General features: G+C 70.0%; 24 protein-coding genes. 5 read left to right on the top strand and 19 right to left on the bottom strand.

What is annotated here, in order from left to right:
• The first annotated feature begins 22 nt into the window (after positions 1–22).
• Both ACSFA5_RS04455 and ACSFA5_RS04450 read left to right on the top strand, forming a co-directional pair.
• Positions 23–1,291 carry an acyl-CoA dehydrogenase family protein gene (locus tag ACSFA5_RS04455; protein WP_435442803.1) on the top strand — a complete coding sequence of 423 codons (1,269 nt, stop codon included), beginning with the start codon at positions 23–25 and terminating at the stop codon, positions 1,289–1,291.
• Positions 1,288–1,869 carry a flavin reductase family protein gene (locus ACSFA5_RS04450; RefSeq protein WP_435442802.1) on the top strand — a complete coding sequence of 194 codons (582 nt, stop codon included), beginning with the start codon at positions 1,288–1,290 and terminating at the stop codon, positions 1,867–1,869. The genes ACSFA5_RS04455 and ACSFA5_RS04450 overlap by 4 nt, the downstream gene beginning before the upstream one ends.
• 82 nt (positions 1,870–1,951) lie before the next feature.
• On the opposite strand, the gene ACSFA5_RS04445 is transcribed toward ACSFA5_RS04450, so the two are convergent.
• The 14 genes from ACSFA5_RS04445 to ACSFA5_RS04380 all read right to left on the bottom strand — a co-directional run bounded on the left by ACSFA5_RS04445 (position 1,952) and on the right by ACSFA5_RS04380 (position 18,677).
• Positions 1,952–4,966, bottom strand: coding sequence for an autotransporter outer membrane beta-barrel domain-containing protein (locus ACSFA5_RS04445; RefSeq protein WP_435442801.1), 3,015 nt, complete (start codon positions 4,964–4,966; stop codon positions 1,952–1,954).
• A 314-nt stretch (positions 4,967–5,280) separates the two neighbouring features.
• Entirely contained in the window at positions 5,281–5,994 is a 714-nt protein-coding gene (locus ACSFA5_RS04440) for a Vgb family protein (RefSeq protein WP_435442800.1), read from the bottom strand.
• Positions 5,995–6,041: 47 nt separating this feature from the next.
• Entirely contained in the window at positions 6,042–7,262 is a 1,221-nt protein-coding gene (locus ACSFA5_RS04435) for a helix-turn-helix domain-containing protein (protein ID WP_435442799.1), read from the bottom strand.
• A 19-nt stretch (positions 7,263–7,281) separates the two neighbouring features.
• The gene (locus ACSFA5_RS04430; protein ID WP_435442798.1) at positions 7,282–8,490 is read right to left on the bottom strand and encodes a PrsW family intramembrane metalloprotease; all 1,209 of its coding nucleotides are present in this window, start codon (positions 8,488–8,490) and stop codon (positions 7,282–7,284) included.
• On the bottom strand, positions 8,487–9,050 hold the full coding sequence (locus tag ACSFA5_RS04425) for a hypothetical protein (protein ID WP_435442797.1): 564 nt from the start codon (positions 9,048–9,050) through the stop codon (positions 8,487–8,489). The genes ACSFA5_RS04430 and ACSFA5_RS04425 overlap by 4 nt, the downstream gene beginning before the upstream one ends.
• An 85-nt stretch (positions 9,051–9,135) precedes the next feature.
• Positions 9,136–9,399, bottom strand: coding sequence for a hypothetical protein (locus ACSFA5_RS04420; protein WP_435442796.1), 264 nt, complete (start codon positions 9,397–9,399; stop codon positions 9,136–9,138).
• Between the two features lie 78 nt (positions 9,400–9,477).
• Positions 9,478–11,100: an AMP-binding protein gene (locus ACSFA5_RS04415; protein ID WP_435442795.1), complete on the bottom strand. Its 1,623-nt coding sequence runs from the start codon at positions 11,098–11,100 to the stop codon at positions 9,478–9,480.
• 54 nt (positions 11,101–11,154) lie between these two features.
• Complete coding sequence (locus tag ACSFA5_RS04410) at positions 11,155–11,595, bottom strand: MaoC family dehydratase (protein WP_435442794.1); 441 nt, start codon at positions 11,593–11,595, stop codon at positions 11,155–11,157.
• A 44-nt stretch (positions 11,596–11,639) separates the two neighbouring features.
• Positions 11,640–13,298, bottom strand: coding sequence for an AMP-binding protein (locus ACSFA5_RS04405; RefSeq protein ID WP_435442793.1), 1,659 nt, complete (start codon positions 13,296–13,298; stop codon positions 11,640–11,642).
• Between the two features lie 37 nt (positions 13,299–13,335).
• Entirely contained in the window at positions 13,336–14,946 is a 1,611-nt protein-coding gene (locus tag ACSFA5_RS04400) for an acyl-CoA carboxylase subunit beta (RefSeq protein ID WP_435442792.1), read from the bottom strand.
• Positions 14,943–15,464: an acyl-CoA carboxylase biotin carboxyl carrier protein subunit gene (locus ACSFA5_RS04395; RefSeq protein WP_435442791.1), complete on the bottom strand. Its 522-nt coding sequence runs from the start codon at positions 15,462–15,464 to the stop codon at positions 14,943–14,945. Before ACSFA5_RS04395 ends, ACSFA5_RS04400 begins: the two co-directional genes overlap by 4 nt.
• Positions 15,465–15,478: 14 nt before the next feature.
• Positions 15,479–16,951 (bottom strand): acetyl-CoA carboxylase biotin carboxylase subunit, encoded by a 1,473-nt coding sequence (locus ACSFA5_RS04390; protein WP_435442790.1) that lies wholly within the window; start codon positions 16,949–16,951, stop codon positions 15,479–15,481.
• Positions 16,948–17,724: a TetR/AcrR family transcriptional regulator gene (locus ACSFA5_RS04385; RefSeq protein ID WP_435442789.1), complete on the bottom strand. Its 777-nt coding sequence runs from the start codon at positions 17,722–17,724 to the stop codon at positions 16,948–16,950. Before ACSFA5_RS04385 ends, ACSFA5_RS04390 begins: the two co-directional genes overlap by 4 nt.
• The gene (locus ACSFA5_RS04380) at positions 17,721–18,677 is read right to left on the bottom strand and encodes an SDR family oxidoreductase (protein WP_435442788.1); all 957 of its coding nucleotides are present in this window, start codon (positions 18,675–18,677) and stop codon (positions 17,721–17,723) included. The genes ACSFA5_RS04385 and ACSFA5_RS04380 overlap by 4 nt, the downstream gene beginning before the upstream one ends.
• Positions 18,678–18,975: 298 nt before the next feature.
• Between ACSFA5_RS04380 and ACSFA5_RS04375 the strand changes: the two genes are divergently transcribed.
• From ACSFA5_RS04375 to ACSFA5_RS04365, 3 genes are all read left to right on the top strand, one after another.
• The gene (locus ACSFA5_RS04375) at positions 18,976–20,178 is read left to right on the top strand and encodes an acyl-CoA dehydrogenase family protein (protein ID WP_435442787.1); all 1,203 of its coding nucleotides are present in this window, start codon (positions 18,976–18,978) and stop codon (positions 20,176–20,178) included.
• 41 nt (positions 20,179–20,219) lie between these two features.
• A complete protein-coding gene (locus ACSFA5_RS04370; protein WP_435442786.1) occupies positions 20,220–21,425 on the top strand; it encodes an ABC transporter substrate-binding protein in 1,206 nt (401 codons plus the stop codon).
• A gap of 70 nt (positions 21,426–21,495) precedes the next feature.
• A complete protein-coding gene (locus tag ACSFA5_RS04365; protein ID WP_435442785.1) occupies positions 21,496–22,107 on the top strand; it encodes a DUF938 domain-containing protein in 612 nt (203 codons plus the stop codon).
• Here the strand turns inward: ACSFA5_RS04365 and ACSFA5_RS04360 are convergent.
• The 5 genes from ACSFA5_RS04360 to ACSFA5_RS04340 all read right to left on the bottom strand — a co-directional run bounded on the left by ACSFA5_RS04360 (position 22,104) and on the right by ACSFA5_RS04340 (position 26,102).
• A complete protein-coding gene (locus ACSFA5_RS04360) occupies positions 22,104–23,159 on the bottom strand; it encodes a MerR family transcriptional regulator (RefSeq protein WP_435442784.1) in 1,056 nt (351 codons plus the stop codon). The two genes, ACSFA5_RS04365 and ACSFA5_RS04360, sit on opposite strands and share 4 nt — an antisense overlap.
• A gap of 158 nt (positions 23,160–23,317) precedes the next feature.
• The gene (locus tag ACSFA5_RS04355; RefSeq protein WP_435442783.1) at positions 23,318–24,154 is read right to left on the bottom strand and encodes an alpha/beta hydrolase; all 837 of its coding nucleotides are present in this window, start codon (positions 24,152–24,154) and stop codon (positions 23,318–23,320) included.
• A gap of 151 nt (positions 24,155–24,305) precedes the next feature.
• Positions 24,306–24,515, bottom strand: a complete 210-nt coding sequence (locus ACSFA5_RS04350; RefSeq protein WP_475539808.1) for a tannase/feruloyl esterase family alpha/beta hydrolase — start codon at positions 24,513–24,515, stop codon at positions 24,306–24,308.
• A gap of 11 nt (positions 24,516–24,526) precedes the next feature.
• Positions 24,527–25,624, bottom strand: coding sequence for an alpha/beta hydrolase (locus ACSFA5_RS04345; RefSeq protein ID WP_435442781.1), 1,098 nt, complete (start codon positions 25,622–25,624; stop codon positions 24,527–24,529).
• 91 nt (positions 25,625–25,715) lie between these two features.
• Complete coding sequence (locus tag ACSFA5_RS04340) at positions 25,716–26,102, bottom strand: response regulator (RefSeq protein ID WP_435442780.1); 387 nt, start codon at positions 26,100–26,102, stop codon at positions 25,716–25,718.
• Between the last annotated feature and the right edge of the window lie 114 nt (positions 26,103–26,216).

The following is a 26,216-nucleotide window of genomic DNA, read 5'->3' as shown; positions in this document are numbered from 1 at the left end:
TCACGTCATTCGAGGAATCCACATGCTCACCACTGTCAGGCCCCCTGTCGCCGCAACCCCTGCCGCCAGCTCTGCGGTTCCCCGCAAGCAGCCGGCGGTCAACGTCGACGAATGGGTGCGACCGAACCGCGAAATCATCGAGCGCGCCACCCGCCTCGTGCCGCTGATCCGCGAGCACGCGGCAAGAACCTCCGAAGACCGCCAGGTCGCGCCCGCCGTCATGCAGGCCATCGAGCAGGCGGGCCTGTTCAGGCTGCTGGTGCCCAAGCGCTATGGCGGCTTCGGCACCAACCTGCGCACCATGATGGAAACGGTGGCCGAGGTGGGCCGTGGCGACGGTTCCACGTCGTGGGCGGTCGCGCTGCTCAACGTGTGCACCTGGTTCGCCACCACCTACTCGCAGCGCGCCCAGGACGAGGTCTTCGGCGAGAACCCGAACGCCAAGTGCTGCGGCATCTTCACGCCGGGGACCAAGGCCGAGCGCGTGGAAGGCGGCTACATGGTCAGCGGCCGATGGGCCTATGCGTCGGGTTCGTTCGCGGCCGACTGGGGCACGCTGGGGATGTTCCTGCCGAACGCCGAAGGCGGCTTCACGCCGGCGCTGGGCCTCATTCCGGCGTCCGCGTGGACGATCGAGGACACCTGGTTCGTCACCGGCATGAAGGGCTCGGGCAGCAACACCATCGTCGTGGTCGACCACTTCGTGCCCGACCATCGCATCCAGACCTTCGCCGACCTGATGGAGGCCAGGTTCGCCACCCCGCACCAGGACACCGAGCCGCTGGCCAACATGGTGTTCGTGCCGGTCGCGGCGCTGGTGCTGGTGGGCGCGCAACTCGGCCTGGGGCGGGCCATGATGGACCTGACGCTGGAGCGGCTGCCGAACAAGCCGGTGGCATACACGACCTATGCGCAGTCGAAGAACTCGCCCACGCACCAGCTCGCCGTGGCCTCGGCCGACACCAAGATCGACCTGGCCTACCTGCTGATGCAGCGCGCCTGCGCGGACATCGACGGCGCGGCGGCGCGCGGCGAGGTGATGTCGCTGCTGCAGCGCGGGCGCGTGCGCAACGACACCGGCCACATCTTCGCGCTCGTGAAGGAGGCCTTCGACATCCTGATGACGGCCAACGGCGCGGGTGCGTTCGCGGAACCGAACATCATGAACAAGCTCTGGCGCGACAGCGAGATCGCCGGTCGACATGCCTACGTGACGACCGAAGTGGGCAAGGAGGCCTACGGCCGGTTGCTGCTGGGGGCGGACGGTGGCATTCCCCTGGTGGCGCTGTGAGCCGCGCGGCGCAGGTTGCGGCCACCGCGCCTTCGGCACTGCACGCCACGCGGCCGCTGTTCGCGCGAACGATCGAGCGCGTACCCGCCGTGGCGCGCGAAGCGCTCGGCCACGATTTCAAGGCGGGCATGCGAAGGCTTGCGGCGGGCGTGTGCGTGATCACCACCGTCGACGAAGGCCGCTTCCTGGGCTGCACGGCCACGGCGGTCACTTCGGTGTCGGCCGAGCCGCCCACACTGCTGGTGTGCCTCAACCAGGCGTCGCGAACGCACGCCGCCGTCATTCGCGCGGGGTTCTTCGGCGTGAGCGTGCTGTCGGCGGGGGACGAGCAGATCGCACGCGATTTCGCCGGCATGAACGCCGTGCCCGACCGCTTCTGGGACGACGGCTGGACGACGCTGCACTCGGGCGCGCCCGTGCTGAGCAACCGGGCCGCCGCGTTCGACTGCCGGGTGTCGACGGCCACGGCCGTCGCCTCGCACACGGTGATCTTCGGCGAGGTGGTCGGCGCGTGGCAGCAGGCCGGCGGCTTGCTGGTGTACGCGGGAGGGCGGTTCATCCAGGTGCCCGCGCAGTGACACGCGCGGCGGGTGTGCGACTGCGCGCATGGCAGCATGCGGCCCCGGCGGATGGCGCCGGGGCGCTTCGATCAGCGCATGCTTACCAGCGCACCTTCACGCCCAGGCTCGCCTGCACGCTGCCTTTGGTTCGCGTGTCGCCGCCCGAAGCCCACAGCTTGCCCAGCTCCGCATACAGGCTCGTGCTCTCTGTGAGCTGCAGCGTGCCGCCCGCCGCCAGCTCGGTGCTGGTGCCGCCCGTGCGCGTGGCGATGTCGGTGTAGGCGGCCGGGCCGACGAAGCGGGTGATGTCCGTGCCGCTGCCGCTGCGGTACACGTTGAAGCGCACATAGGGCTGCAGCAGGCCGGCGCTCGTCGCGATCTCGCCCTTGACCCGCACGCCGGCGCGCACCAGCCAGCCGTTGTGGCTGTTCTGTTGCACCAGGGCGCCGGCGATGCTGTTGTCGTCCAGGCTCACGCGCTGGTGCACCAGCTGCAGCTGCGGCTCGATGGTCCAGTTCGGCGCAATGGCGAAGGCCTGGCCCACCTCGACGGAGGCCAGCAGGCTGTCGCCCTTGCCCGAGCTGCCGAAGCCCAGCGTGGGCGAGGCGGTGTAGCGGTGGCGTCCGCCCTGCAGCACGCCGTCGACGTACAGGCCGTCGGCGTTCTTCCAGGTGGCATAGGCGCCCAGGTACTGGTTGCGCAGGTCGTTGGAGCCGCTCGCGTAGTTCTGCACGCCGTTGGCGAAGCCGGTCACGCGCATGTCGCCGTCGAGCTGGCCGACGTACACGCCCACGCGCCAGTTGGGGTCGGCCCACAGGTCGGTGCCGGCCTGGAAGCCGGTGAGGCGGCCCTTGCTGGTGGGGCTGACGTTGCCGGCCTGGCCGATGGTGCGCTCGGTGCTGATGATGCGGGCCCAGGCCTGGCGGTAGCCCTGCTCGGGTGATGCGGTGTTGGCACCGCTCGGCCCGTCGTCGCCCACGCGCTGGTGCAGGTTGCCCAGCATCGACAGGTTGGCCTGGCGCAGCTGTTCGGGCAGCGCCGCGTACAGCGGCACTTCGGTGCGGTAGGTGGGCACGACCGCGCCGTTGGCCGTGGTGCTGGAGCGCAGGTACCAGTTCTCGCCCGCGCCACTCGCGTCGGCGGCGTACAGCCGGTACTGGTAGGCGCCGGCATCGACGTGGCCGCCGGCCAGGCTGAAGGCGCTCTTGGTGGTTTGCGCGGTGGTGGTGGCGCCGTTCAAGGCGCTGATGATCTCGATGCCGCTGCCGGTGGTCAGCGCGCCCAGGCCGCCCAGGTTGACGATCTGCACGCTGGTCGTGCCGATGGCAATGGCGGTGCTGCCGCTCAGGACGAGCCGGTCGCTCACGCTGGCGCTGCCGCCCAGCGCCGTGCCCAGGCGCAGGGTGCCGCCGTTGCCCACCCACGGACCGTTGACGGTGAGGGTGGTGCCGGGCGCGCTGCCCACCAGCGACACGACGCCGCTGTTGGTGACGGACGCCACGGTCTGGCTGTTGCCGGCCAGGTCCAGCGTGGCGCCCGAGGCCACCGTGAAGGCGCTGGCGCTGCTGAGCGTGTTGGCCGCGGCGGCGCGCAAGGTGCCGGCCGTGACGTTGGTGCCGCCGGCATAGGTGTTGGCGCCGCTCAGCGTCAGCACGCCCGCGCCGGCCTTCACCAGGCCGCTGGTGCCGGAGATCGGGCCCGTCCAGCTCAGGCTGCGGCCGTTGGTGTCGACGGTGCCCGTGCCGCCCAGCAGCAAGGCATTGCCCACGACCAGCCCGTCGGCACCGGCGACGACGCGGGCGGTGGCGCCGGTGTCGATGGCAATGGCGCCCGACATCGCCGAGCCGGTGTTCAGCGTGAGGCTGTTGCTGCCGCCGGTGAATTCCACGGCCAAGGCGCGGGTGACGCCGTCGCCACCCAGCCCGCCGGCGATGGTGCCGCTGTTGGTGAGGGCGAGGCTGGCGCCGACCACGCCCACGCCCCCCACGCCGTTCGCGCCGTTGGGCCGTCCGTTGTTGTTGACGCCGCCCGCTCCGCCGGCACCGCCCGCGATGGTGCCGGTGTTGGTGATGGTCGCCGCGGCGGCCGTGGACGAGAGGCCTGCGCCGCCGTCGCCGCCCGCGCCCGGCGCACCGGTGCCGGTGCCGCCCCCGCCGCCCGCACCGCCCGCGCCCCCTGCGCCGCCCGTGATCTGGCCGGTGTTGTTCACGATGACGGCGCTGCCGGCCAGCGTGGCACCGATGCCGCCCGCCCCGCCGCCGCCGCCCGAGGCGTTGAGCTGGCTGGGCAGCAGGTTGGTCCCGCCGGCACCGCCCGCGCCCGCCGTGATGGCACCGGTGTTGGTGAAAGTGAGTCCCGGCGTCGTGGTGCTCAGGTAGAACCCGCCGCCGCCGCTGCCCCCGCCGCCGGCTTGCGAAAACGCGTCGCCGCCCTTGCCGCCCGCGCCGCCCGTGGACGTGCCCGTGGCCGTGTAGCTGCCCAGGGGCGTGCTGAGGATCGACCCGTACCCGCCGGCACCGCCACCGCCGGCCGCCCAGTAACCGTTGCCCCCCGCGCCGCCGTTGCCGCCGGTGTAGCTGCTGGTGGACGAGGAGACGTTGTTGGCGATCGACGCCCCCTGGAAGCCGCCCCCGCCGCCGCCGCCGTAGCCGTTGCCGTTGAGCGCATCGCCGGTCTGCGCCTGGCCGGCGCTGCCGCTCGCCCCCTGGAACGCGCCCGGGCCGGCCGCATTGCTGGTGGCGCCCGCCGCGCCGCCCGTGCCCGCGGTGGCGCCAACGAAGGTGCCGGTGTTGGCTGCCGACCCGGCCGTGACGCCCGCCGGGGTCGACGACCCGCCGGCGCCGCCGCTCGCGTTGACGGTGGTGTCGTTGAGCCCGCCGTTGCCGCCGGTGCCGTTGCTGCCGCCGGCGCCGGCGTTCAGCACCGGGTTGCCCACCGGTTGCCCGCCCGCGCCGCCGGCCGCCAGTGCCGGCCCGGCACACAGCAGCACCACCGCCATGGCCACCGCCGTGCCGCTGCCCGCGCTGGACGACCGCGCATGGCCGCGCGAGGTTTCGGGTGCGGCGACCCAGGCAGCGAGCGTTGGATTCCAAAGCGTCCGGAAGATCTTGTTCATGGTTTTCAACTTGTTCGTTACCTGATCGGGCAGGCGCCCGCATGCAGCAGCAGCAATTGCTCGCCCCCTCCACACGCTGTCGATTTCGAAATACAAGTCAAAAATGTAAGCACGCGTACCAACCGGCGATATGCCTGAAACCGGGTACCCCTTCGATGACCGAAAAGCTGGTTTTTTCCGCGTGCTGGGTCTCACGAACTACCCTGGGTACCGGCCTACCCTGAAGTGCTTCATTAAGTAACCGATGTTTCTTGATGGGTTCGAAAGTACTCAGTTGAACCGGGTGCCACCGATGACGTGGCGACGTTTTGCGCTCAGACCGGTACGGCCTTCGGGCGGCGCACGGCGCGCACCTTGCCGCTGTCCCCGCCGCCGCAATAGAAGAGATCGGCCCCGTCGGACTCCAGCCCGCTCACGCCCACGCCGCTCGGCATCTCGAGCCGTTCGAGCACGGCGCCGCTTTGCGGGTCGATGCGGCGGATGTCGCTCTGGTCGCCTTCCCAGGTGCCGTGCCACAGCTCGCCGTCGACCCAGGTCACGCCGGTGACGAAGCGGTTCGACTCGATGGTGCGCACGACCGCGCCGGTCTCGGGGTCGACCTGGTGGATCTTGCGGTCGCGGTACTGGCCTACCCACAGGCTGCCCTCGGCCCAGGTGAGCCCGGAGTCGGCGCCATGGCCCGGCGCCGGAATCGAGGCCATCACATGGCCCGTGGCGGGGTCGATCTTGTCGATGCGCGAATCGGCGATCTGGTAGAGGTGCTTGCCGTCGAAGGCGGTGCCGGCGTCGCAGGCGACGTCGAGCGTGCGCGTGGGCTCGCCGCTGTGCGGATCGAAGGCGATCAGCTGCGCCCCCAGCGCGGCCCAGACGCGCTGGCCGTCATGGGTCACGCCGGCCACCTTGTCGCTGCCGGGGAAGGGACCGTACTCGCGCACGATCTCGGCGGCCTGCACGTTGGCCTTTGCCTTGGTCCGGGAACCGTCTCGGAAACTGTCTCGGGAATCTGCCGTGCTTGCATTGCGGGTCATCGTTGGCTCCTTGTGGTGCACCGCGGATCGGCGCCCTGGAGACGACTCTATTCAATCGGCAGCGCGGCGGGGAGTAACAAGATCGTCGTGAATCCGGCCAGCGGCGGCGCCAGCCAGCGCCGTGCCCGCGCCTGCCCGATGGCGCGCACGCGTCCCTCGGCCTCGAGCTCGGCCAGCGCGCGCTGCACCGTGCGCTGGCTGGCCCCCAGGGCCAGGGCGAGCGCCGAGGTCGACCAGGCCGCGCCGTCGGAGAGCAGCGCCACCAGCGAGGCCTGCTCGCCGTCGATGGGCGGCGCCAGCAGGACCACGGTGCGTTCGCCCTGCGGCTTGAGCACGAAGCCGCGCGGCGTCGCCTCGATCCGCGCCATCGCCTTCAGGAGCGCGCGCAGCCGGCCGATCTCGACGCGCAGCCGCGCGCGATGCGTTTCGTCGGGCCGGCGGGTGCGGAAGGCATCGGCAATCAGGGTTTCGCGATCGACATCGCCGGGCCATGCCGCGGCCAGCGCGCGCGCCAGCGCGAACAGCACCGGTCGTCGTGCGAGTGGCTGCCAGGCGGCATCCGCACCCACCCCGCGGCGGCAGGCATCGACCACCAGCGCCTCGGACGCCAGCAGGGTCGCGACCTCGTCGAGCCGCAGCGCCTGCTCGCCGCCGTCGGCCAGGCGCCGGGCGGCCGGACGCTCGAGCACCGCCCTTGCCTCCGCCACTTCGGCCAGCAGCGCCGGCACGCGTGCGCGCTCGGCCGCGGCGTGGGCGCGTGCGAGGGCCGTGCGCGCGGTGTCGATGCGCAGCGAGCGCAGCGCGAGTTCGGCGGCGCTGAGTTCGGCCACCGCGGCCAATGCGGGCGGCAGGCCTCGCGCGTCGAGCATCGCCAGCGCGGCCGACGCCTCGTCGAGGCGCCCGAGCAGCAGGAGCCGGCGCGCGGCGATCAGCCGTGCCTGCAGCGCATTCGCGTGATCGGCGCGCGCCTCGAGCGCGTGTGCCGCCGCGGCCAGCGCGCGCGGCGAGCCGCCGAGGTCGCGCATGGCCAGCGCCACCTCGGCCTCGGCGACGACGCAGCGCGCGCGCGCCAGTTCTTCGTGCACGCCGAAGCCGCTGGCGGCGCGCCGCAACAGTTCGCGGGCGCGCGGGTGTTCGCCGAGCTGGGCCATCGCGATGCCGCGCAACGCCAGCGCCGGCGGGTCGTCGCGCAGCGCGATCCGCTTGAGCGCGCCGAGCGCATCGCCCGCGGCCAGTGCGCGGGCGGAAGCGGCAATCAGCGAATCCATGCGGGCAGTTCGTGCGGCTTCAGGCCTGCGCGGGTGCCGCGGCGATGAGCGGCGCCAGCTGGGCGCGCAAGCGCCGCACCGCGACTTCATGAGGCAGCGTCTGCGCGCCGCGCCCGCAGGTCGCGGCCTTGCGGATCAGCCGCATCTGCTCGCGCTGCAGCTGCGCCTTCAGGCGCCGGGCACGCAGGCCGAAGGCCCAGCCCATTTCGCGGCGCACCTTATAGCGCGCCAGCGGGTCGCCCAGGCGCACCCATTCGTCGTCGCGGATCAGCTCGCGCTCCGGCACGAAGTACGCCGCCAGCGCATGCAGGTAGGCGCCGTTCTCGCGCGCGGCCACGCGCCAGAAAATGCCGGCCGCCACCACCGCGGGAATGCCCTTCACGGCCAGCAGGACGGCCATTTCGCCATAGCCGTCGTCGAGCAGGCCTTCGAGGAACGGCGAGTTCCAGATGAAGTGCATGGCCCACGCCAGCGCGAAGCACAGGAAGGCCACGGCGATGCGTACCGCCCTCGGGCGCTCCGGGTGCAGCAGGTACCAGGCGACGCCGAAGGACGCGATGGTGGTGTAGGCCGCATGGCTCCACAGCCCGCTCATCAGGCCGCGCGTCAGCAGGTTGAGCAGCACCGGATACACCTGGTTCTCGAGCGGAAAGCGCATCGAGGCGTTGACGGTGTAGCTCAGGTTCTCGACCACCTGGAAACCCAGGCCCGCCATGGCGCCGACGATGAGCACCGACAGATACGTTTCGAACTGGTTGCGCGCCACCAGCACCAGCAAAACGACCCCGGCGAGCTTCAGGAATTCTTCGGTGATCGGCCCCGCGATGGCCGGCCCCCACACCGCTGCGAACTCCGGCGACACCAGCTTGGCGCACAGGCTCTGGATGGCGATGTTGGCCGGCGCCGCGAAGTACACCGCGCCCATGCCGCCCCATGCAAAGGCCAGGATGTAGCCCTCCGGCGGATGCTGTTCCAGCAGGTCCAGCGTGCGAAACGCGAGGAAGAAAAGCAGCGTGTACATGCCCCACGCCAGCAGCCCCAGGAAGGCGGTGACCGGCACCACGCGAAACCCCATGGAGAACATATGGACCGTGTAGAACAGGCCGTTGACGATCAGCGCCGCCAGCACCCAGAAGGCCGCGCGACGGGGCTGGAAGAAGGAGTCGGTGCCGACCGGCCAGACACCCCGGTCCAGGGCCTGCGCATGCGCGAAGACGGGCGTGTTCACTGCGGCTGTGCCTCCAGGTCCATCGAGTCGAGCATGCGCCGGGCGTCGGCCTGCGCTTCCTCCAGGCCGTCGTTGGCGCCGTAGAAGTCGATCTGCACGAGCGACTTGCGCGGCAGGTCGACCACCTGCCAGAAGCGCCCGGCCAGCTTCGCGCCGTAGTAGGCGAAGGTCTTGCCCTGCAGGCCCCAGGACGTGACGAAGCCGGACACGTCGCCGTCGATGGTCAGGCCCTGGCCGCGCTCCATGAGCCGCTGCTGCCGCACCAGGGGACCGTCGGGCCCGCCCTGCCACTGGCCCGTGGTCACCCGGAACTTGTGGGCGCCCTTGAACAGCATCAGCGACCGGCCGGTCCTGGAGCGCGACACATCCATCTGCCATCCGTCGGCGGGCACGAACCGGGCCTGGCCGACGGCCACCGTTTCGCCCTCTTGCAGCGGCCGGGCACCGGGCGTGTGGCGGTCCCAGAAGGCGAGGCCGCCCACATAGGCGGCAATGGCGAGAAGGACGGCGAACGCGCCGGGCCAGGTGCGATACGGGATACGGCGTGACGGCTCGTTCATGCGCGGATCGTGCCATACGGACGGCCACGCTCCGGTCAGGCCGAGCGGGGTGCGCCGCGTCGCTCAGTCGTCGCTCAGTCGTCGCTCAGTCGTCGCCGTGGCGCTCGGCGAGCCGGGCCACCTCGCGGTCGAAGGCCTCGTGCTGTCCGCCACAAAAAAGCTCGCAGAGCCGGTCGACCTCGCCACGGTTGCGCGCATCGACAACGCTCGCGTCCTGCTCCAGCTTGCCCTTGCCGAAGAAGCCCTTGCGCAGCTTCATCGACACGGCCTGCAGCGGGTAGCTGCCTGCGCGGTCGCTGCCCAGCGCCGTGACCCACAGCTCGCGCTGGTCGGGTTCTTTCTTCAGCACCAGCGCGGGCAGCGGGCCCTCCTGCCGCTCGTCCCATTCCCTGTGTTGCTCGGCCCAGGGGAAGGCATCGTCGCCGGCTCAGTGCGGCGAAGGCGTCGCATCCTTCGGGTCGAAGTGCCCGGCGTAGGTCTGTCTGAGCACGCTCTTCTGGATCTTTCCCGTCGCGGTCTTGGGCAGCGCGTCGACCAGGATCAGCGCCTTGGGGCACTTGTAGGGACTCAGCCTTTCCCGCAGGCGGGCTTCGAGCGCCGCGATGTCGATGCGCACGCCCGCGCGCTGCACGATGACCGCGGTGACGGCCTCGGCCCAGTGCGGATGCGGCAGGCCGATCACCACGACCTCGGCGATGCCCGGCTCGGCTTCGTACAGCGCTTTCTCGACCTCGATGGAGGCGATGTTCTCGCCGCCGCTCTTGATCACGTCCTTGAAGCGGTCCTTGAACCAGAGGATGCCGTCCGCATCGAAGAAGCCCACGTCGCCCGAGTGGAACCAGCCGTCGCGAAACGCCTCGCGCGTGGCCGGCTCGTTGTACAGGTAGCCGCTGAGGGCCTGCGGGCTGCGGTAGGCGATCTCGCCGGCCTCGCCCTGCGGCAGCGCCTTGCCCTGCGCATCCAGGATGCACACCTGCACGTTGGTGCCCGGCGTGCCCGCGGCGCCCGGATGGCTCAGCTGGTGCTCGGGCCGGAAGAAGGTGGCGACCGGGCTCATCTCGGTCTGGCCGAACATCAGCGAGAAATCGCAGCGGAAGGTCTCGATCGCCGCGCGCAGGTCCTGGTCGGGCATCGGTGCCATGGCGTAGACCGCCAGGCGCAGGCTGCGCACGTCGCGCGGCCGTGCGCGCTGGGCCTCCAGCAGCGCGCGGTACATCATCGGCAAGCCGAACAGCACGCTGAGCTTTTCGCTTTCGACGAGGTCCAGCAGCGCCTCGGCGTCGAACCCCTTCATGACGCAGATCGTTCCGCCCGCGGCCACCACCGTCGTGCAGATGGCGTTGAGCTGCGCCGTATGGAACATCGGCATCATGGCCACGGCGCGGTCGTCACCGCTCATGCGGGTGTCGACCGCGGTGCCCAGCGACTCGAGGTAGATGGCCAGGTGGCTCGCCACCACGCCCTTGGGCGCGGAGGTGGTGCCGCTGGTGTACAGGTAGGAGATGGCGGCGCGGTCCTCGACCAGCACCTGCGGCACCTGTTCTGGCTGGCCGCGCTGCAGGGCCTCGTATCCGTGCGATGCCAGCCCCGCGGGCAAGGCGTCGAGCGCGGGGCCGGGATCGCCGATGACGACCACGTCGCGCAGCGGCTGCCCGGCTTCCAGTCCGGTCATGAACTGGTCGAGCAGCCCGGCCGCCACCACCGCGCCGCGGACCCTGGCATGCCCCAGCACGTAGCCCAGTTCCTTGTTGCGCCAGAACAGGTTGATCGGCACGCACACCACACCGACCTTCGCGCAGGCGAAATACGTGGCCAGGAACTCGGCGCTGTTGCCCGACATGAGCGCCAGCGCATCGCCGGGCCGAAAGCCGAGCGAGAGCAGCCCGTGAGCGACGCGATTGCTCAAGCGCTCGAACTCGCCGTAGCTGAAGCGGCGCGCACCGTCGATCACCGCGTCCCGCCGGGGCGCGCGCGCGGCGCTGCGCGTGAGCAGGTCGCCCACGTTCACCCGCTGGATCAAGCTGTCCGAAAGCGCGTGTTCTTGCGTCATGGTCGTTTCCTTGGAAGGCGTGGAAGGCGAGACAGAAGGGTCGGGAAGTTCGCGTCAGGGGCGCCGCTTGAACATGATCTGGCAGTGGCCGGTCTGCACCGGCTCGCTGCGCTGGTTGCGCAGGTTCATGCGCAAGCCGACGATGCCGCGGTCGGGTTTGCGCGTGGTGCGCATCTCCTGCACCGTGACCGCGGCGCGCAGGGTGTCGCCCGGGCGCACGGGGGCCTCGAAGGTCCACTGCACGCCCAGCAGCCCCAGCACGGTCTCGTCGAACAGCCCCGCGCGCGACGCGAGCCCGAAGGCCATGCCCAGCACCATGGGGCCGTGCGCAATGCGCCCGCCCACGCCGGCCGCCACGGCGAAGACCTCGTCGGTGTGGATCGGGTTGAAGTCGCCGCTCAAGCCCGCGAAGGCGCCGATGTCGGCCTCGGTGATGGTGCGCCCCGGCGTCTCGATGACGCGGCCGGGCTCGAAGTCTTCGTAATACCAACCCATGGTGTCTCCTGCTGCTTCTTGTTGAAGGCGTGCGCGTCGAGCGCTCAGGCCCGCGCGGGCACGTGGCGCTTCTTCCAGCTTCGAAGGTCGCGCATGCCCGCCAGGCCCCGCGGGTCGACGCCCTGGGGAAAGATCTGGTGCTTCTGGATCTTCTGCGTCGCCGTGGTCGGGATGCGGTCGGTCACCCAGACCCAGCCCGGTGCCTTGTAGTACGCGAGCCGCGCGTTGCAGAAATCGAACAGCGTGCGCACCGCCATGTCGATGTCCGCCGTGGACGCCGTGGACGACGGAACGCCGCGCAGTACCAGGCAGGCCAGCACTTCTTCTTCGCGGATCTCGTCCTGCACGGCCAGCACGGCCACGTGCTCGACCAGCGGATGGATCTGTAGCAGCGCCTCCACTTCCGCCGCCGCGATGTTCTCGCCCGAGCGCCGGATGATGTTCTTGCGCCGGTCGACGAAGTGCAGCATGCCGTCGGGCGCGCGCGTGACGATGTCGCCGGTATGAAACCAGCCGCCACGCCATGACTGCGCGGTGGCCGCGGCGTCGTCCAGGTAGCCGCTGAAGAAGTCCTTGCGCGGGGTGGCCTCGGAATGGCGGATCACCATCTCGCCGTCGGCGCCGTCGGGCACATCGGAATCGGCGTCGTCCACCACGCGCACCTCGACGCCCGGCTGCGCGCGGCCGAAGGCGCGCGTGCCGACCTGGCGCGGCGAACGGTTGTCGGTCAGCGCGCGCACCATCTCCGTCATGCCCCAGATCTCGATCAGCGCAAAGCCGAAGCGCGCCTCGAAAGTGGCGTGGCGCTGCGGCTCCACGCCCGCACCGATCGCGAAGCGCACGTGGTGCTCGCGGTCTTGCGGGCCCTGCGGCTGGCCCAGCAGCATCGGCACCACCACGCCCAGGTAATGCACGACGGTGGCACGCGACTCGCGCACTTCGGTCCACCAGCGCGCCGTCTGGAAGCGGTCGGTCTGCACCTGGCAATTGCCCTTGAGCATCACGCAGAAGAACGACAGGATGGAGGCGTTCACGTGGAAGACGGGCAGCGGGTTGTAGAGCCGCTCGCACGCCTCGCCGAACGCGCACAGGCCGCCGAGCGTGGCGTACCAGGCGCCCGACGCGAGCTCGTAGCGATGCGACAGCACGCAGCCCTTCGGCCGCCCGGTGGTGCCCGAGGTGTAGAGCACGCTCGCGGGCGTCTGGCCGTCGGGGGTGCTCGAAACCGCACGCTCGGCCGGCGGCGCGAGCCCCGGTGCGAACTGCCCGAGGCGCACGACCGCCGGCTGCCGCCGCGTTTCACGCAGTGCCGCCTGCAGCAAGGGCGCGAGCGACGCGATGCACACCACCAGGTCGATCTTCGCGTGGTCCACCACGTAGGCCAGTTCGCCGGGGCGATGGTCGGGGTTGAGCGGCACGCAGCAGATGCCCAGCGCGTTCATGGCCAGCTTGTGCAGCAGGTGCTCGGGCCGGTTCTCCAGCAGCAGGCCGATGCGGTGGCCCATGCCGTAGCCCGCCTGCGCATAGATGCCGACGAGCGCGCGCACCTCGACGGCGGCCTGGCGATAGGTGATCTCCACACCTTCGGCTGCGTACGCGCGCGCCGGGTTCGCGGGCACGGCAAGGAACGCATGGTCCGCATAGGCCTGCGCCGCGCGGAAGAAGGTTTCGCCGATGGTGGATTGTTCGTCGATCGCGATCACGGCCTGTTTCCTGGTGCGTATGCCTCGGCGGGGCCGGTCACAGCCGCAGCACACCGTAGCCGGTGTCCTCGCTGAAGGGCGCATTCAGCGACGCCACGATCGCCATGCCCAGGGCATTGCGCGTGTCGACCGGATCGAGGATGCCGTCGTCCCACAGTTCCGACGTGGAGTAATAGGCGTCGCTCTCGGCCTCGAAGCTCCTGAGTACCGGCTCGCGGATTTCCGCGACCTGCTCGGGCGTGAGCTCGTGGCCCTGGCGCTGCAACTGGCGCACCTTGACGTCGGCCAGCGTGTTGGCGGCCTGCTCCGCGCCCATCACGGCGATCTGCGACTGCGGCCACATCCAGAGAAAGCGCCCGTCGAATGCGCGCCCGCACATGCCGTAGTTGCCCGCGCCGAAAGAGCCGCCGACGATCACCGTGAACTTCGGCACCGTGCAGCCGACCTGCGTCATGATCATCTTGGCGCCGTCCTTGGTGATGCCGCGTTCCTCGTACTCGCGCCCGACCATGTAGCCGGTGATGTTCTGCAGAAAGACCAGCGGCGTGCGGTCGCGGTCGCACAGCTGCATGAAGTGCGCCGCCTTCAGCGAGCTGTCGTTGAAGAGCACGCCGTTGTTGGCCAGGATGCCGACCTTGCAGCCCCAGATGCGCGCGTACCCGCAGACCATGGTGGTGCCGTAGCCGGGCTGGTACTCATGGAACTTGCTGCCGTCGACCACGCGCGCAATCACCTCGCGGATGTCGAAGCCGGTCTTCCAGTCGGCGGGCACGATGCCGTAGAGCTCGCCGGGGTCGTGGTGCGGCGGCTCGGCCTCGATGCGGTCGATGCGCTGCTTGGGCATGGGCGAGGTCTGCGCCAGGATGTCGCGCGCCAGTGCCATCGCATGGGGCTCGTCGGCGGCGGGGTAGTCGCAGGTGCCCGAAATGGTGGTGTGCATCTCGGCGCCGCCCAGTGCCTCGGCGGTGACGACCTCGCCGGTGGCCGCCTTCACCAGCGGCGGGCCGCCAAGAAACACGCCGCCGTTGCCGCGCACGATCACGCTGTAGTCGCACAGCGCCGGAATGTAGGCGCCGCCCGCCGTGCAATGGCCCAGCACCACGGCGATCTGCGGCACGCCCATCTTCGACAGCGTGCACTGGTTGCGAAAGATGCGCCCCGCCGCATGCTTGTCGGGAAAGAGGTCGGACTGCAGCGGCAAAAAGCCGCCCGCGCTGTCGCACAGGTGGACGACCGGCAGCCGGTTCTCGATGGCGATGTCCAGCGCACGCACGATCTTCTTGACCGACAGCGGATACCACGCGCCGCCCTTGATGCTCGGGTCGTCGGCGTGGATCATGACCTCGCGCCCGTTGATGATGCCGATGCCCGACACCTGGCCCGCCCCATGCACCTCGCCTTCGTAGGCGCGGTTGGCGGCCAGCGTGCTGAGCTCCAGAAAGGGCGTGCCCGGGTCGAGCAGCAACTCCAGCCGCTCGCGCACGGTGAGCTTCTTTTGCCGGTGCAGCCGTTCGAGATCGCGTGCCGGGCGCTCGAAGCGCGCGCGCTGCACCTGTGCGCGCAGCGCCTCCACGCGCTGCGTCATGGCCGCATGGTTGTTCCTGTAGGCGGCCGTGCTGGTGTCGACCTTGCTTTCGAGGCGTCTCATGCAGCCACCCCTCCGGTTTTGGCTTCGGTTTTGGCTTCGGCTTCGGCGGCGGTGCGCACCAGCACCGCGCCGCGCTGGAAAGTCTGCCCGACCGCGAACGGCAGCTCCATGACCACGCCGTCCGCAGTGGCCTCGATGGTCAGCTGCAGCTTCATGCTCTCGATGACCAGCAGCGGCGCGCCGGCGCGCACGGGTTGGCCGACCCCGGACTGCAGCGAGATCACCACGCCGGGCATGGGCGCGAGCGACACACCGGCGCCCGCCACAGGCGCGGCGACCGCCGAGCGCGTGGGATCGAGCCGGTCGACGCGCCAGGCACGCCCGCGCAGCTGGACGAACACCGCGTCGCCGTGCGTGGCCGCCTGCAGGCGTTCGCGCCGCCCGTCGACCACCGCCACGAAGTGGCCGCCGCCCACGTCCTGCACCGGCACGCGAACGTCGTCGACCTGCGCCCCGCCGGGTCGCCGGATGACGCCGTGCGTGACCGCCGGCGTCTTGCTGAATTGGTAGTGGGTCATGGCATGGGGGTGCGCTAGTTGCGCCATGCGCCCATCGACGCATAGGGCTCGGGAACGAAGTGAAAGGCCGGATCGGGCGCGGCGCTGGCCGCCACCGCCAGCACGGCCTGCCGCTCGGCGTCGCTCAAGGGCTTCGGCGCCAGGTCGGCTCGGTGGCGTTCGAGAAAGCCGGTATCGGTCTGGCCGCGCGCGAACGCAGGGTGCTGCACCACCCGCGCCAGGAAGTCGCTGTTGACCGTGACGCCGAGCATCGTGGTCTCGGCCAGCGCGGTGCGCATGCGCGAGATGGCCAGCGCGCGGTCGGCACCGTGCACCACCAGCTTGGCGAGCATGGAATCGAAGTCCGCCGTCACGGCCGCGCCGTGGGTCACGCCGCCGTCGAAGCGCACGCCCGGGCCTTGCGGCGTGACAAGCATCAGCACGCGGCCGGTGTCGGGCACGAAGCCGGCGTCGGCATCCTCCGCGAGCAGGCGGCATTCGATGGCATGGCCCGACCAGCGCACGTCGGCCTGGGCGAGGCCCAGGGGCTGGCCCTGCGCCACGCGCAACTGCAGTTCGACCAGGTCCAGCCCGGTGACCATTTCGGTCACGGGGTGCTCCACCTGCAGGCGCGTGTTCATCTCCAGGAAGAAGAATTCCCCGCTCGGCGCCACGATGCATTCGACGGTGCCGGCGTTCACGTAGCCGGCCGCCGCGGCCAACCGCACTGCGGCGTTGCAGATGCGCTCGCGCAGTTCGGGTGCCAGGCCGGGCGCGGGTGACTCTTCGATCAGTTTCTGGAAGCGGCGCTGGATCGAGCATTCGCGTTCGCCCAGGTGGATGACGCGGCCCTGCGCGTCGCCGAAAACCTGCACCTCGATGTGCCGCGGCTGCTCGACGAAGCGCTCCGCGAACAGCCGGCCGTCGCCGAAGTAGCGCTGGCTCTCGGCGCGGGCGGTGTGGATGGCGCCCGCCAGTTCGGCCTCTTGCCGCACGATCTGCATCCCCTTTCCGCCGCCCCCGGCCGCGCCCTTGATCAGCAAGGGGAAGCCGACGGCGCGCGCGCGCTCGGCGAAGGTGGCGGGGTCGTCCGCCTCGTCGGCGGAAGGGGTGACCGGCACGTCGTGCTGCACGGCGAAACGGCGCGCGCTGATCTTGTCTCCCATCAATGCGATCACCGACGCAGGCGGGCCGACGAAGACCAGGCCGGCGTCCACCACGGCCTGCGCGAACCCCGCGTTCTCCGACAGGAAGCCGTAGCCCGGATGGATCGCGTCGCAGCCGCTGTCGCGTGCGGCACGGATCATCGCGTCGCCGTCGAGCCAGGCCGCCACGGGCGGATCGCCGAAGACCTCGACGGTGTCGGTCGCAACAAGCAGCGCGGGCCCCGCGCGGTCGCGGGCATGCCAGGGCACCACTGTGTCGATGCCCAGGCGCTGCGCCGTGCGTGCGATGCGCAGCGCGATCTCGGCCCGGTTGGCAATGAAGAGCTTGCGGATGAGGGTCATGAGGATGTTCCGTGCCGCTTCGCGGGGCGGGGTTTGGCGCGCGCGGGCAGCGCGCCGGCGGCCACGATCTGCTCCAGGCGTGCCAGCCGGCGCTCCACGTCGCCGCCTGGCGATCCGGCGCCTGCCCCGGCGCCCTGCACGGCTCCCGGCGCAGGGACCAGGCCGCCGATCAGCATGGCGGTGTAGCGGTCGGCGGTCGCCTCGACATCGATGGTGCCGCGCCCGTAGAGCAGCGACCACATGCGGTGTTCGATGCCGCCATACACCATGCTGCGGACCATCTCGGCGTCGGTGTCGGCAGGCAGTTCGCCCGCGGCCACGGCCTCGCGCACGGTGAGCAGCAGGAACGCCGTGTAGCGCACCTGCAGGTCGTGCAGGACCGACTTGAAATACTCCGGACTCGTGCGCACCTCGTGCAGCACGATGCGCGACAGGCTGGGCTCCTCCACATACACGCGCAGGTGCCGCCACACCAGGAAGCGAAGGCGGCTGCGCAGCCCCTCGATGCGCGAGAAACCTTCGGCGATGTCGGCGATCAGCGGCTCGTACATGCCGCGCAGCACTTCGTTGAGCAGGTCGCGCTTGGTCGGAAAGTAGGCATACACGAGGCCTTCGACCACGCCCACGCGGGTGGCGATCTCGCTCACCGACGAGCGCTCGAAGCCCTTCTCGAGGAACACCTCGCGCGCGGCGGCAAGGATCTCGCCCGCGCGCTTCATGCGCCGTGGCGTCTGCTTGCCGGCGGCCTGGGGCGCCATGACGGAAGCGTTCATGGCCGGCGCTCCGGCAAGCGGTCGTCGCCCTTCGGCGCAGCCGCATCGTCGGCGAATGTCACGGGCGGCTGGTACTGCGGGAATCCGTCGTACGGGAAGGTGCGCTCGGCGGCCTCGAGCTTCCAGGTGTGCCGCGCCGTCGGCACGCCGCCGTCGACCCGGATCACCGCACCGTTGATGAACCCGGCGGCCTCCGACAGCAGGTAGACCACGGCGGACGACAGCTCGGCCTCGGTGCCGAAGCGCTGCAGCGGCACCTTGCCGCGCATGCCGCGCAGCAAGGTGCGGTAGTCCTCGTCATAAGTGTCGATGCCGGACGAGGCGATCCAGCCCGGCGCCACCGCGTTGACGCGCACGCCGGCATGGCCCCATTCGCACGAGGCCGTCTCGGTCAACGTCAGCACGCCGCCGCGCGCGGCGCCCGAATGGCCCATGCCGGGCAGTCCGCCCCAGATGTCCGCGAGCATGTTCACGATGCTGCCGCCATGCTGCGCCATCCACTGCACGAAGCACTCGCGCGAGAACAGGAAGGTGCCGTGCAGGTTGTTGCGCACCACCGCGTCCCAGCCCTTGAGCGAGATGTCGCGCAGGCGCGCCGGGTACTGCCCGCCCGCGCAGTTGAAGAGGCCGTCGAGCCGCCCGTGCGTGGCGATCACCTCCGCCACGGTGGCAGTGACCGCCGCTTCGTCGCGAATGTCGCAGGTGTGGCGCGAGACATCGCCCGCCCGTTCGGGATAGATCGCCGCGATCTCGTCGGCCACCGCGTCGAGCTTGGCCATTTGCCGCCCCACCAGCGCCACGTGCGCGCCCAGGCTCGCGAGTTCGTGCGCGGTGCAACGGCCCAGCCCGCTGCCCCCGCCGGTGATGACCACGGTCCGGCCCTCGAACAGGCCGGGGCGGAACGCCGAACGGTAGCGGTCGAGGTTGGCGGCAGGGGGGGTGTCGGTCGGCATCGGTGCGTGTCTCCGCGCCACGGTGCGGCGCTTGTCGTGCGTCGAATCTTCCGGCTGCAACAACCTGGTGTCAACGATTCAATGAGATGTACTCAAATTATTTGATAAGGGTAAAACCCGACCAATGACTGCTATTCAAACGCAAAAAGATGGCGTCTCATTGCGTGTCAAAGAACAGTTATTGAGTTCAGGTCATTTTTCAGCCGCACGCTTGCCGCGACGAACTGCCGGGCCTCGCCGGCCGGACGATCGACGCCGCCCACGGCGCAACCCGCTTTTTTCTTCTCGACGGAGAACCATGCACACGAGCACATCCACGGCCTCGGCGGCCCAGCGCTTTTCGGGCTTGTCGGACGACGAGCAGGAAATCCTGACGCAGGCCGACCACTTCGCGAAGAACGCGCTCTACCCCTTGTCGGCCCGGATGGACAACGAGGAATGGTGGCCGCCCGAAGCGTTCGCGCAGATCGGCAGCACCGGCTACTTCGGCATCCCCGTGCCGGAGCGCTACGGCGGCGTCGGGCTCGACCTGTTCGCCAGCGGCCTGGTCGTGCAGGCGTTCTCCCGGTGGAACCATGCGCTGGCGCTGAGCTGGGTGGCGCACGAGAACCTGTGCCTCTACAACATCTACCGCAATGCCGACGAAGCGCAGCGCCAGCGCTACCTGCCGCGCCTGTGCAGCGGCAGGACGATCGGCGCGCTCGGACTGACCGAACCCGGCGCGGGCTCCGACGCGCTCGGCTCGATGCGCACCACGGCCACGCGCGACGGCGACGACTACCTGCTGAACGGCGCCAAGATCTACATCACGAACGGCGCGGTGGCCGACGTGATGCTCGTGTATGCCAAGACCGACAAGAACAAGGGCGCCAAGGGCATCTCGGCCTTCATCGTCGAGAAGGAGTTCCCGGGCTTCAAGGTGGCGCAGAAGCTCACCAAGATGGGATTTCGCGGCAGCCAGACGGCCGAGCTCGTGTTCGACAACTGCCGCGTGCCGGCGGCCAACCTGGTGGGCGGGGAGGACCGCGGCGTGCAGGTGGTGATGAGCGGCCTGGACCTGGAGCGCGCCATGATCGCGCCGATCTGCCTGGGCATCTCGGAGCGCGCGTTGCAGCTGTCCATCGACTACGCGCGCACGCGCCAGCAGTTCGGCCAGCCGATCGCCAACTTCCAGATGATCCGCGCCAAGCTGGCCGACATGTACGTCTGGATCGAATCGATGCGCGTGTTCACCTACCAGGCGCTGCGCGCGGCGAACGACCTCGAAGTGGGCGGCGGCGGGCGCGGCGACATCCACATGATCACGGCCGCCTCGGTCATGTACGCGGCCGAGACCATGAACAAGGTGCTGAACGAGGCGGTGCAGATCCATGGCGGCCTGGGCTACATCTGGGAGTCGGAGGTCAACCGCCTGTACCGCGCCATCAAGCTGCTGGAGATCGGCGCGGGCACCACCGAGGTTCGCAAGGTGATCATCAGCGACGAGTTGCTCAAGCGCTGAAACGACGGCCGTTGCGTTCCCCTCCCCTGAAGACTCTCGCCATGAAAAACTCTCTCTCCCTCCTGTCGGTGGCCCTGCTTGCCGCCGGCTTCGTCTCGCCCGCCCTGGCGCAGCCCGCGGCGCCCGACAAGGTCAAGGTCGGCTTCGTCACCGACATGTCGAGCCTGTTCGCCGACATCGACGGCAAGAACGGCGCCATCGCCGTGCAGATGGCGATCGACGACTTCGGCGGCAGGCTGCTCGGCCAGCCCATCGAACTGGTGAGCGCCGATCACCAGAACAAGGCCGACATCGCCGCCACCAAGGCGCGCGAATGGATCGACACGCAAGGCCTGACGATGCTGCTGGGCGGCTCCAACTCGGGTGCCGCGCTGGCCATGGCCCGCTTGGCGCAGGACAAGAAGCGCGTGTTCATCAGCGTGGGCGCCGGCAGCCCCGCGCTCACCAACGAGCAGTGCAGTCCCTACACCATCCACTACGCCTACGACACGGTGGCGCTGGCCCGGGGCACGGGCAGCGCGGTGGTCGAGGGTGGCGGCAAGACATGGTTCTTCCTGACCGCCGACTACGTCTTCGGGCAGGCGCTCGAGGCGGACACGGCCGCGGTGGTCAAGGCCAAGGGCGGCACGGTGGTCGGTGCGGTGCGCCATCCGCTCAATGCCTCCGACTTCTCTTCGTTCCTGCTGCAGGCGCAAAACTCGAAGGCGCAGGTCCTCGGCCTGGCCACGGCGGGGGGCGATGCCATCAACGCCATCAAGGCGGCGAAGGAGTTCGGCATCACGAAGTCGATGAAGGTCGCGGCGCTGCTGGTTTTCATCACCGATTTCCACAGCATGGGCCTGAAGAACACCGAAGGCCTGCTGTTCACCACCAGCTGGGACTGGAACCTCAACGAGACGTCACGCTCGTTCGGCCGCAAGTTCTTCGAGAAGACCAAGCGCATGCCGACCGACCTGCAGGCGGGAGACTACTCGGCGACCATGAACTACCTCAAGGCCGTGCAGGCCGTGAAGACGACCGACGCCGACACCGTGATGGTCTACATGAAGAAGACCCCCATCGACGACTTCTACGCCAGGGGCGTGATTCGCCCGGACGGACGGATGGTGCACGACATGTACCTGATGCAGGTCAAGTCGCCGGCCGAGTCGAAGGCGCCGTGGGACTACACGAAGCTGGTGAAGACGCTGCCCGGCGCGGAGGTCTTCACCGCGAAGGAAGAGAGCAAGTGCGCCTTGTGGAAATGACGCGCCTTGCGCCTTGCGCCATGCACCGGCCTGATACCCTTCGAGCCCCTTCGCTCCAGCCCGCATCCGCATGACCGACCTTCCCGCCAGCACCGCCGCAGACCGCAACAAGCAGCCCATCCTCGACGTGTTGATGCAGACGCTGGGCGCACGCGGCACCGCGCTGGAAATTGCCTCGGGCACCGGGCAGCACGCCGCCTGGTTCGCGGCCGCACTGAGCGGATGGACCTGGCAGCCCACCGATGCGGACGCGCGCCTGCTGCCCGTGCTCGCAAGCCGCGTTGCGCAGGCCGCGCTGCCCAACCTGCGCGCACCGTTGCTGCTGGACGTGATGTCTGCGCAGTGGCCGTCGCAGGGCGACGCGTTCGCCGAGCGCTTCGACGCCGTCTACTGCGCCAACATGCTGCACATCTCGCCGCCGGCCACGTGCGCCGCCCTGATGGAGGGGGCCGCGCGGCACCTGCTGCCGGGCGGGCTGCTGATCACCTACGGGCCGTACTTCGAAGACGACACGCCGGCGCCGAGCAACGTGGCGTTCGACGGGAGCCTGCGCGCACGCAACCCTGCATGGGGCATCCGCCGGCTGGAGGACGTGAAGGCCCAGGCGCGCCGCTCAGGGCTCGCGCTGCGCGAGCGGCATGCGATGCCGGCGAACAACCTGCTGCTGGTCTTCGGCTTCTAGCGGGCGCCGCCGGGCACGCCCTGCGCGATGCCACCCGCCCACGACGCCACGAGGCCCTGCGTGCGCGCGCGCACTTCGGGCGTGGCCAGGCATGTCGCAACGGCCTCGTAGCCGGGCGAGCCCGCATACGGCGCCACGCGCGTGGGCAGGCTGTGGTTGGCGGGACAGAGCACGATCGACTCGTCCGCGCCCACGGCCGCCAGGTCCAGGATCACGCAGGAGCGTGTGAGCAGGAAGACGGGTCGGCCCTCGGGCCCGCGCCGGCGCAGGTGCGCGGCCAGCGCCTGCTGCGTCGCGTGGTCGAGCCCCTGCTCCACCATGTCGACGACCCACACGGCCGGGCCTTCGGCTTCCAGCGCGGCCAGCAGGGCGGTCAATGCCGCGGACACCGTGGCGCCATCTTCGACGAGCCAGGCCATCGCCCGATCGACACGCGAACGCAGCGCCGGACAGGCGTCGAGCCGCGCCGTGGCAGCGCCGTTCTCCAACCGCTCCAGCCCCAGGAACGCGGCGTCGGGCAGGGTCCGGGCCAGGCGCAAGGCCAGCCGCGTCTTGCCGCTGCCCAGCGGGCCGACGATGTAGTTCAGCGCCCGGATGTCGCGCCACTCGAACCGTTCGCCGCCCCAGGGCCAGGGCAGCGCGAACTCGACACCCGGCACGGGGGACGACGGCAGCAGGCGCGTCAGCTCGCCGACCGTCGGCGTCTGGCCGCCGGCAAGATCGGCGCGCAGGCGACGGACCTTCTCGAGCGTGCCCGAAAGCTCGCGCGCACGGCCTTCGAGCAGCGCCTGATGCGCCGCCAGCGCGGGCTCCAGCCCCTCGGCGTCGCCGTGCAGCACACGCGCCACCTGCGCCAGGCTGAGGCCGAGCGCGCGAAGGGCCACGATGTCGGCGCCACGCGCCATCTCCTCGGGGCCGTAGGAGCGCCATCCGGCCGCGTTGCGCGCCGGGGCCACCAGGCCGCGCTCTTCGTACAGGCGCAGGGCCTTGGCGGAGACGCCGAGCCGTCTGGCGGCTTCGGCGGGGTTCAGGAATCGGGCGGAAGGGGTCACGGCATCACCTCGGGGTTGGACTGGAGACCGCCTTTATCGAGGTGGCCGCAGGGGCCGGGTCAAGTGGAAGTCTGCTCGGTGAACAGGAGCCTGGCCCCGGGCAGAAGCTTCAGCGGCACGCAGGTCTTGCCGGCCGGCTCGTCATGGCACCCCGCACCTCAGGCCACCTTCGGCTCCGGAAGAATCGCGGTCAGCGCAAAGTCGATCAGGTAGAGCCACGTGGCCTCCAGCCCCATGATGCTGTGGTGGTCCGAACCGGGCACCGTCTGCACGCTGATCGGGGTCGGCCAGGCGTTGATGAGTGTGGCGGAGCGCTCGGGCAGCACCACATCGTCGTGTTCGGCCAGCAGCACCTGGGTCTTCGCCGCGACCTCGCGGCTGTGCTCGAGCGAGTTGAACTGGTGGCGCAGCAGCAGCGACAGCGGCACGAGCGGAAAGCGCTTCTTCGCCACCGCGAGCATCGAGTCGTAGGGCGTGACCAGCTGCAGGCTCTCGAACGGCTGCCGTGCCACGAGCTGGATGGCCACGCCCGTGCCCAGGCTGCGGCCGACCACATGCAGCCGGGCCTGGGGAAAGGCGCGGCGCAGGTGGTTGGCGAACTGGGCCGCGTCCTCGACCGAAGCGATCTCCGACGGGCGCCCCTGCGAGTCGGCCACGCCCCGGTAGTTGAGCGCGGCGAAGCCGAAGCCTTCGGGCAGCCAGTGCAGCATCTGCGCCGTGGCGCGGACGTCTTCGCCCCGGCCGGCGAAGTAGATGAAAAGATCCTGCAGCGCGTCTTCGCCCTGCGGGTGATAGACGTAGCCGCGCACCATGCCGCCGGGCACCGTGTGGGAGTAGGTGGAGAAGTCCTCCGACAGGTGGACGACGGGCAGCTTGCGGGCGTTGAACAGGATGTCGCCCTGGCGCGTGGCCAGCAGGGTCCAGTACGCGGCAAGGCTGCCGATGGCGGCGGCCGACGCCGACAGGGCGACGCGAAAGACTTTGTTGGATGACAAGTGGCGGGCTCCCGGGGAAAGACTGGCAGGGTGGGCGCCTAGTTTCGCCGGGTTGCAGCCATCCCGCCCCGGACCGGTGGAAAACCGGCTGCGGCGCTTGCGCTTCGCGATCTCCAGGAAAGCCCGGACCTCCCGGCCATGCACGCCGTGTTCAGCGGGTCCGGCAGCTGAAGTTTGCCGCCTCGCTCACTGACGCACCCGCTGCGCCCGTGAACATCGGCCACGCCGGCCAGCGGCACATCGGCCGCGAGCGGTCGGCGTCGGGGTTGTTGTCCACTGAGGAAATCGTCTCAGGTGCCTGCCCTTTCTCCACGCAGGTGTCGAGCACCGCAAGCCGTCGTAGCCGAGCCGGTACGGCCAAGAGCCGCGCCCCTACCGCCCCAGGTGCCGGTCGAAGAAGCGCGCGATGTCGCCGAAGGCTTCCCGCGTTTCTGGCGCGTCGGGGTTGATGCCGTACTGCGCGTGCGACTGCCCTTCGTACACGTTCAGGTCCGCCTCCACGCCGGCGCGGCGCAGCTTGCGGTGCGTGCGCACGGTGTTCGACAGGAACAGGTCGCGCGTGCCGCTGGTCAGAATGGCCGGCGGAAAGCCCTTGAAGTCGCCGTAGATGGGCGACAGCTGCGGGTCTTTCAGGTCGCGGCCTGCTGCGTAGAGCAGCGCGGCGCGGCCCAGCCAGCCGTCCCAGGTGACGAGCACGTTGTCGATCCATTCGTTGGTCTGGTAGGTGTCGCCGATCTTCGCGATGTCCGACCACGGCGTGCCCGGTGCGATGGCGCCGGGCAACGGCACGTTCTCGGCCTTGGCGCGCAGCACCAGCGCCAGCGTCATCGCGCCGCCGGTGGAGGTGCCGAACACCGCCATGTTCTTCGCCCGGTTGGTCTTGAGCAGTTCCTTCCACACGGCCATGGCGTCGTCCATGGCGGCGGGGTACGGGTGGTCGGGCGGCATGCGGTAGTTGACCGACACCACCTTGTAGCCGCCGATGCTCGCAAGCAGCAGCGCCTCGGGCAGCGCCGATTCGCCGGGGCCGAACACATAGCCGCCGCCGTGCACGTGCATCAGCAGCCGCTGTTCGTTGCCCGGCGCGATCTTGTCGGGCGTGACGACGAAGGCATTCACGCCGGCGATCTTCACCGACTGCACGCTCACGCCGAGCTTGCGCTTGAGCGCGGGAATCGCGGCGATCACGGGTGCGGCGCGGCTGTCGATGAGCGCCTTCCACTCGGCCGCGGTCTTCGGGTCCGCGTTGAAATGCGCCGGGTACGGCCCTGCGATCAGCGCCTGCATCTGCGGGCTGACCTCGCTGGTGGGTGCGGGGCTGAGCTGTGCCGGCGAGCGACGCGCACCCGGCTGCGCGTTGGCGGTGCCTTGGGCGGTGGCCTTCTCTGCATAGGTTTGCGGAACTTGCGAGCAGGCGCAGAGCACGAGGGCCGCGAACATCGCCGCGACACGGGGAATCCTGGAGTGCATTGTTTTTTCCTGTCTGGGGGTGTGCGCTGGCATGCTCTCACCGCACCGGGGCGCAGGGCCTCCGTTCAAACCCCAACTGTGCCGACGCCGATCAGGCCTCGGCGCCCGGAATCGTCTTCTCGCAGTAGGCGAGGAACTGGTTGATTTCTTCCGACTTGTCGAACACCGCGTCGGCCCCCAGCCGCAAGCACGTCGCCCGGTTGCCGGGCGACGCGGCGTTGGTGAGCGCCACCACCACGCCCTTGCCGTTGCGCATCTGCGAAACCGCTGCCAGCACGCCGAGCCCCGAGCCTTGCGCCAGCGTGAGGTCGACCACCAGCAGGTGCCAGCGGCCATCGTTGGCGCGAAGCCATGCCAGCGCCTCGGCCTCGGAGGGCGCCCAGCCCATCACCTCGGCGCGCAGATAGGCCTCGATGACGACCTTCAGGCTGTCCTGGATCGAGGGGTCGTCCTCGACGATGTAAACGGCAAGCTTCATGCCCGATACGGTCGGGCTTTTTTGTGCAACAAACTGTAGGCAGAAGGCGCGTTCATTTGTTGGCCGGCCGGCCTTCGTGGCGGCGCCCTCGCGCCACAATGTCGCCTTCCCGCG

It is taken from the genome of Variovorax monticola, from assembly GCF_051216855.1.
Lineage (GTDB): Bacteria > Pseudomonadota > Gammaproteobacteria > Burkholderiales > Burkholderiaceae_C > Variovorax.
This window is presented reverse-complemented; position numbering and strand designations above follow the sequence as displayed.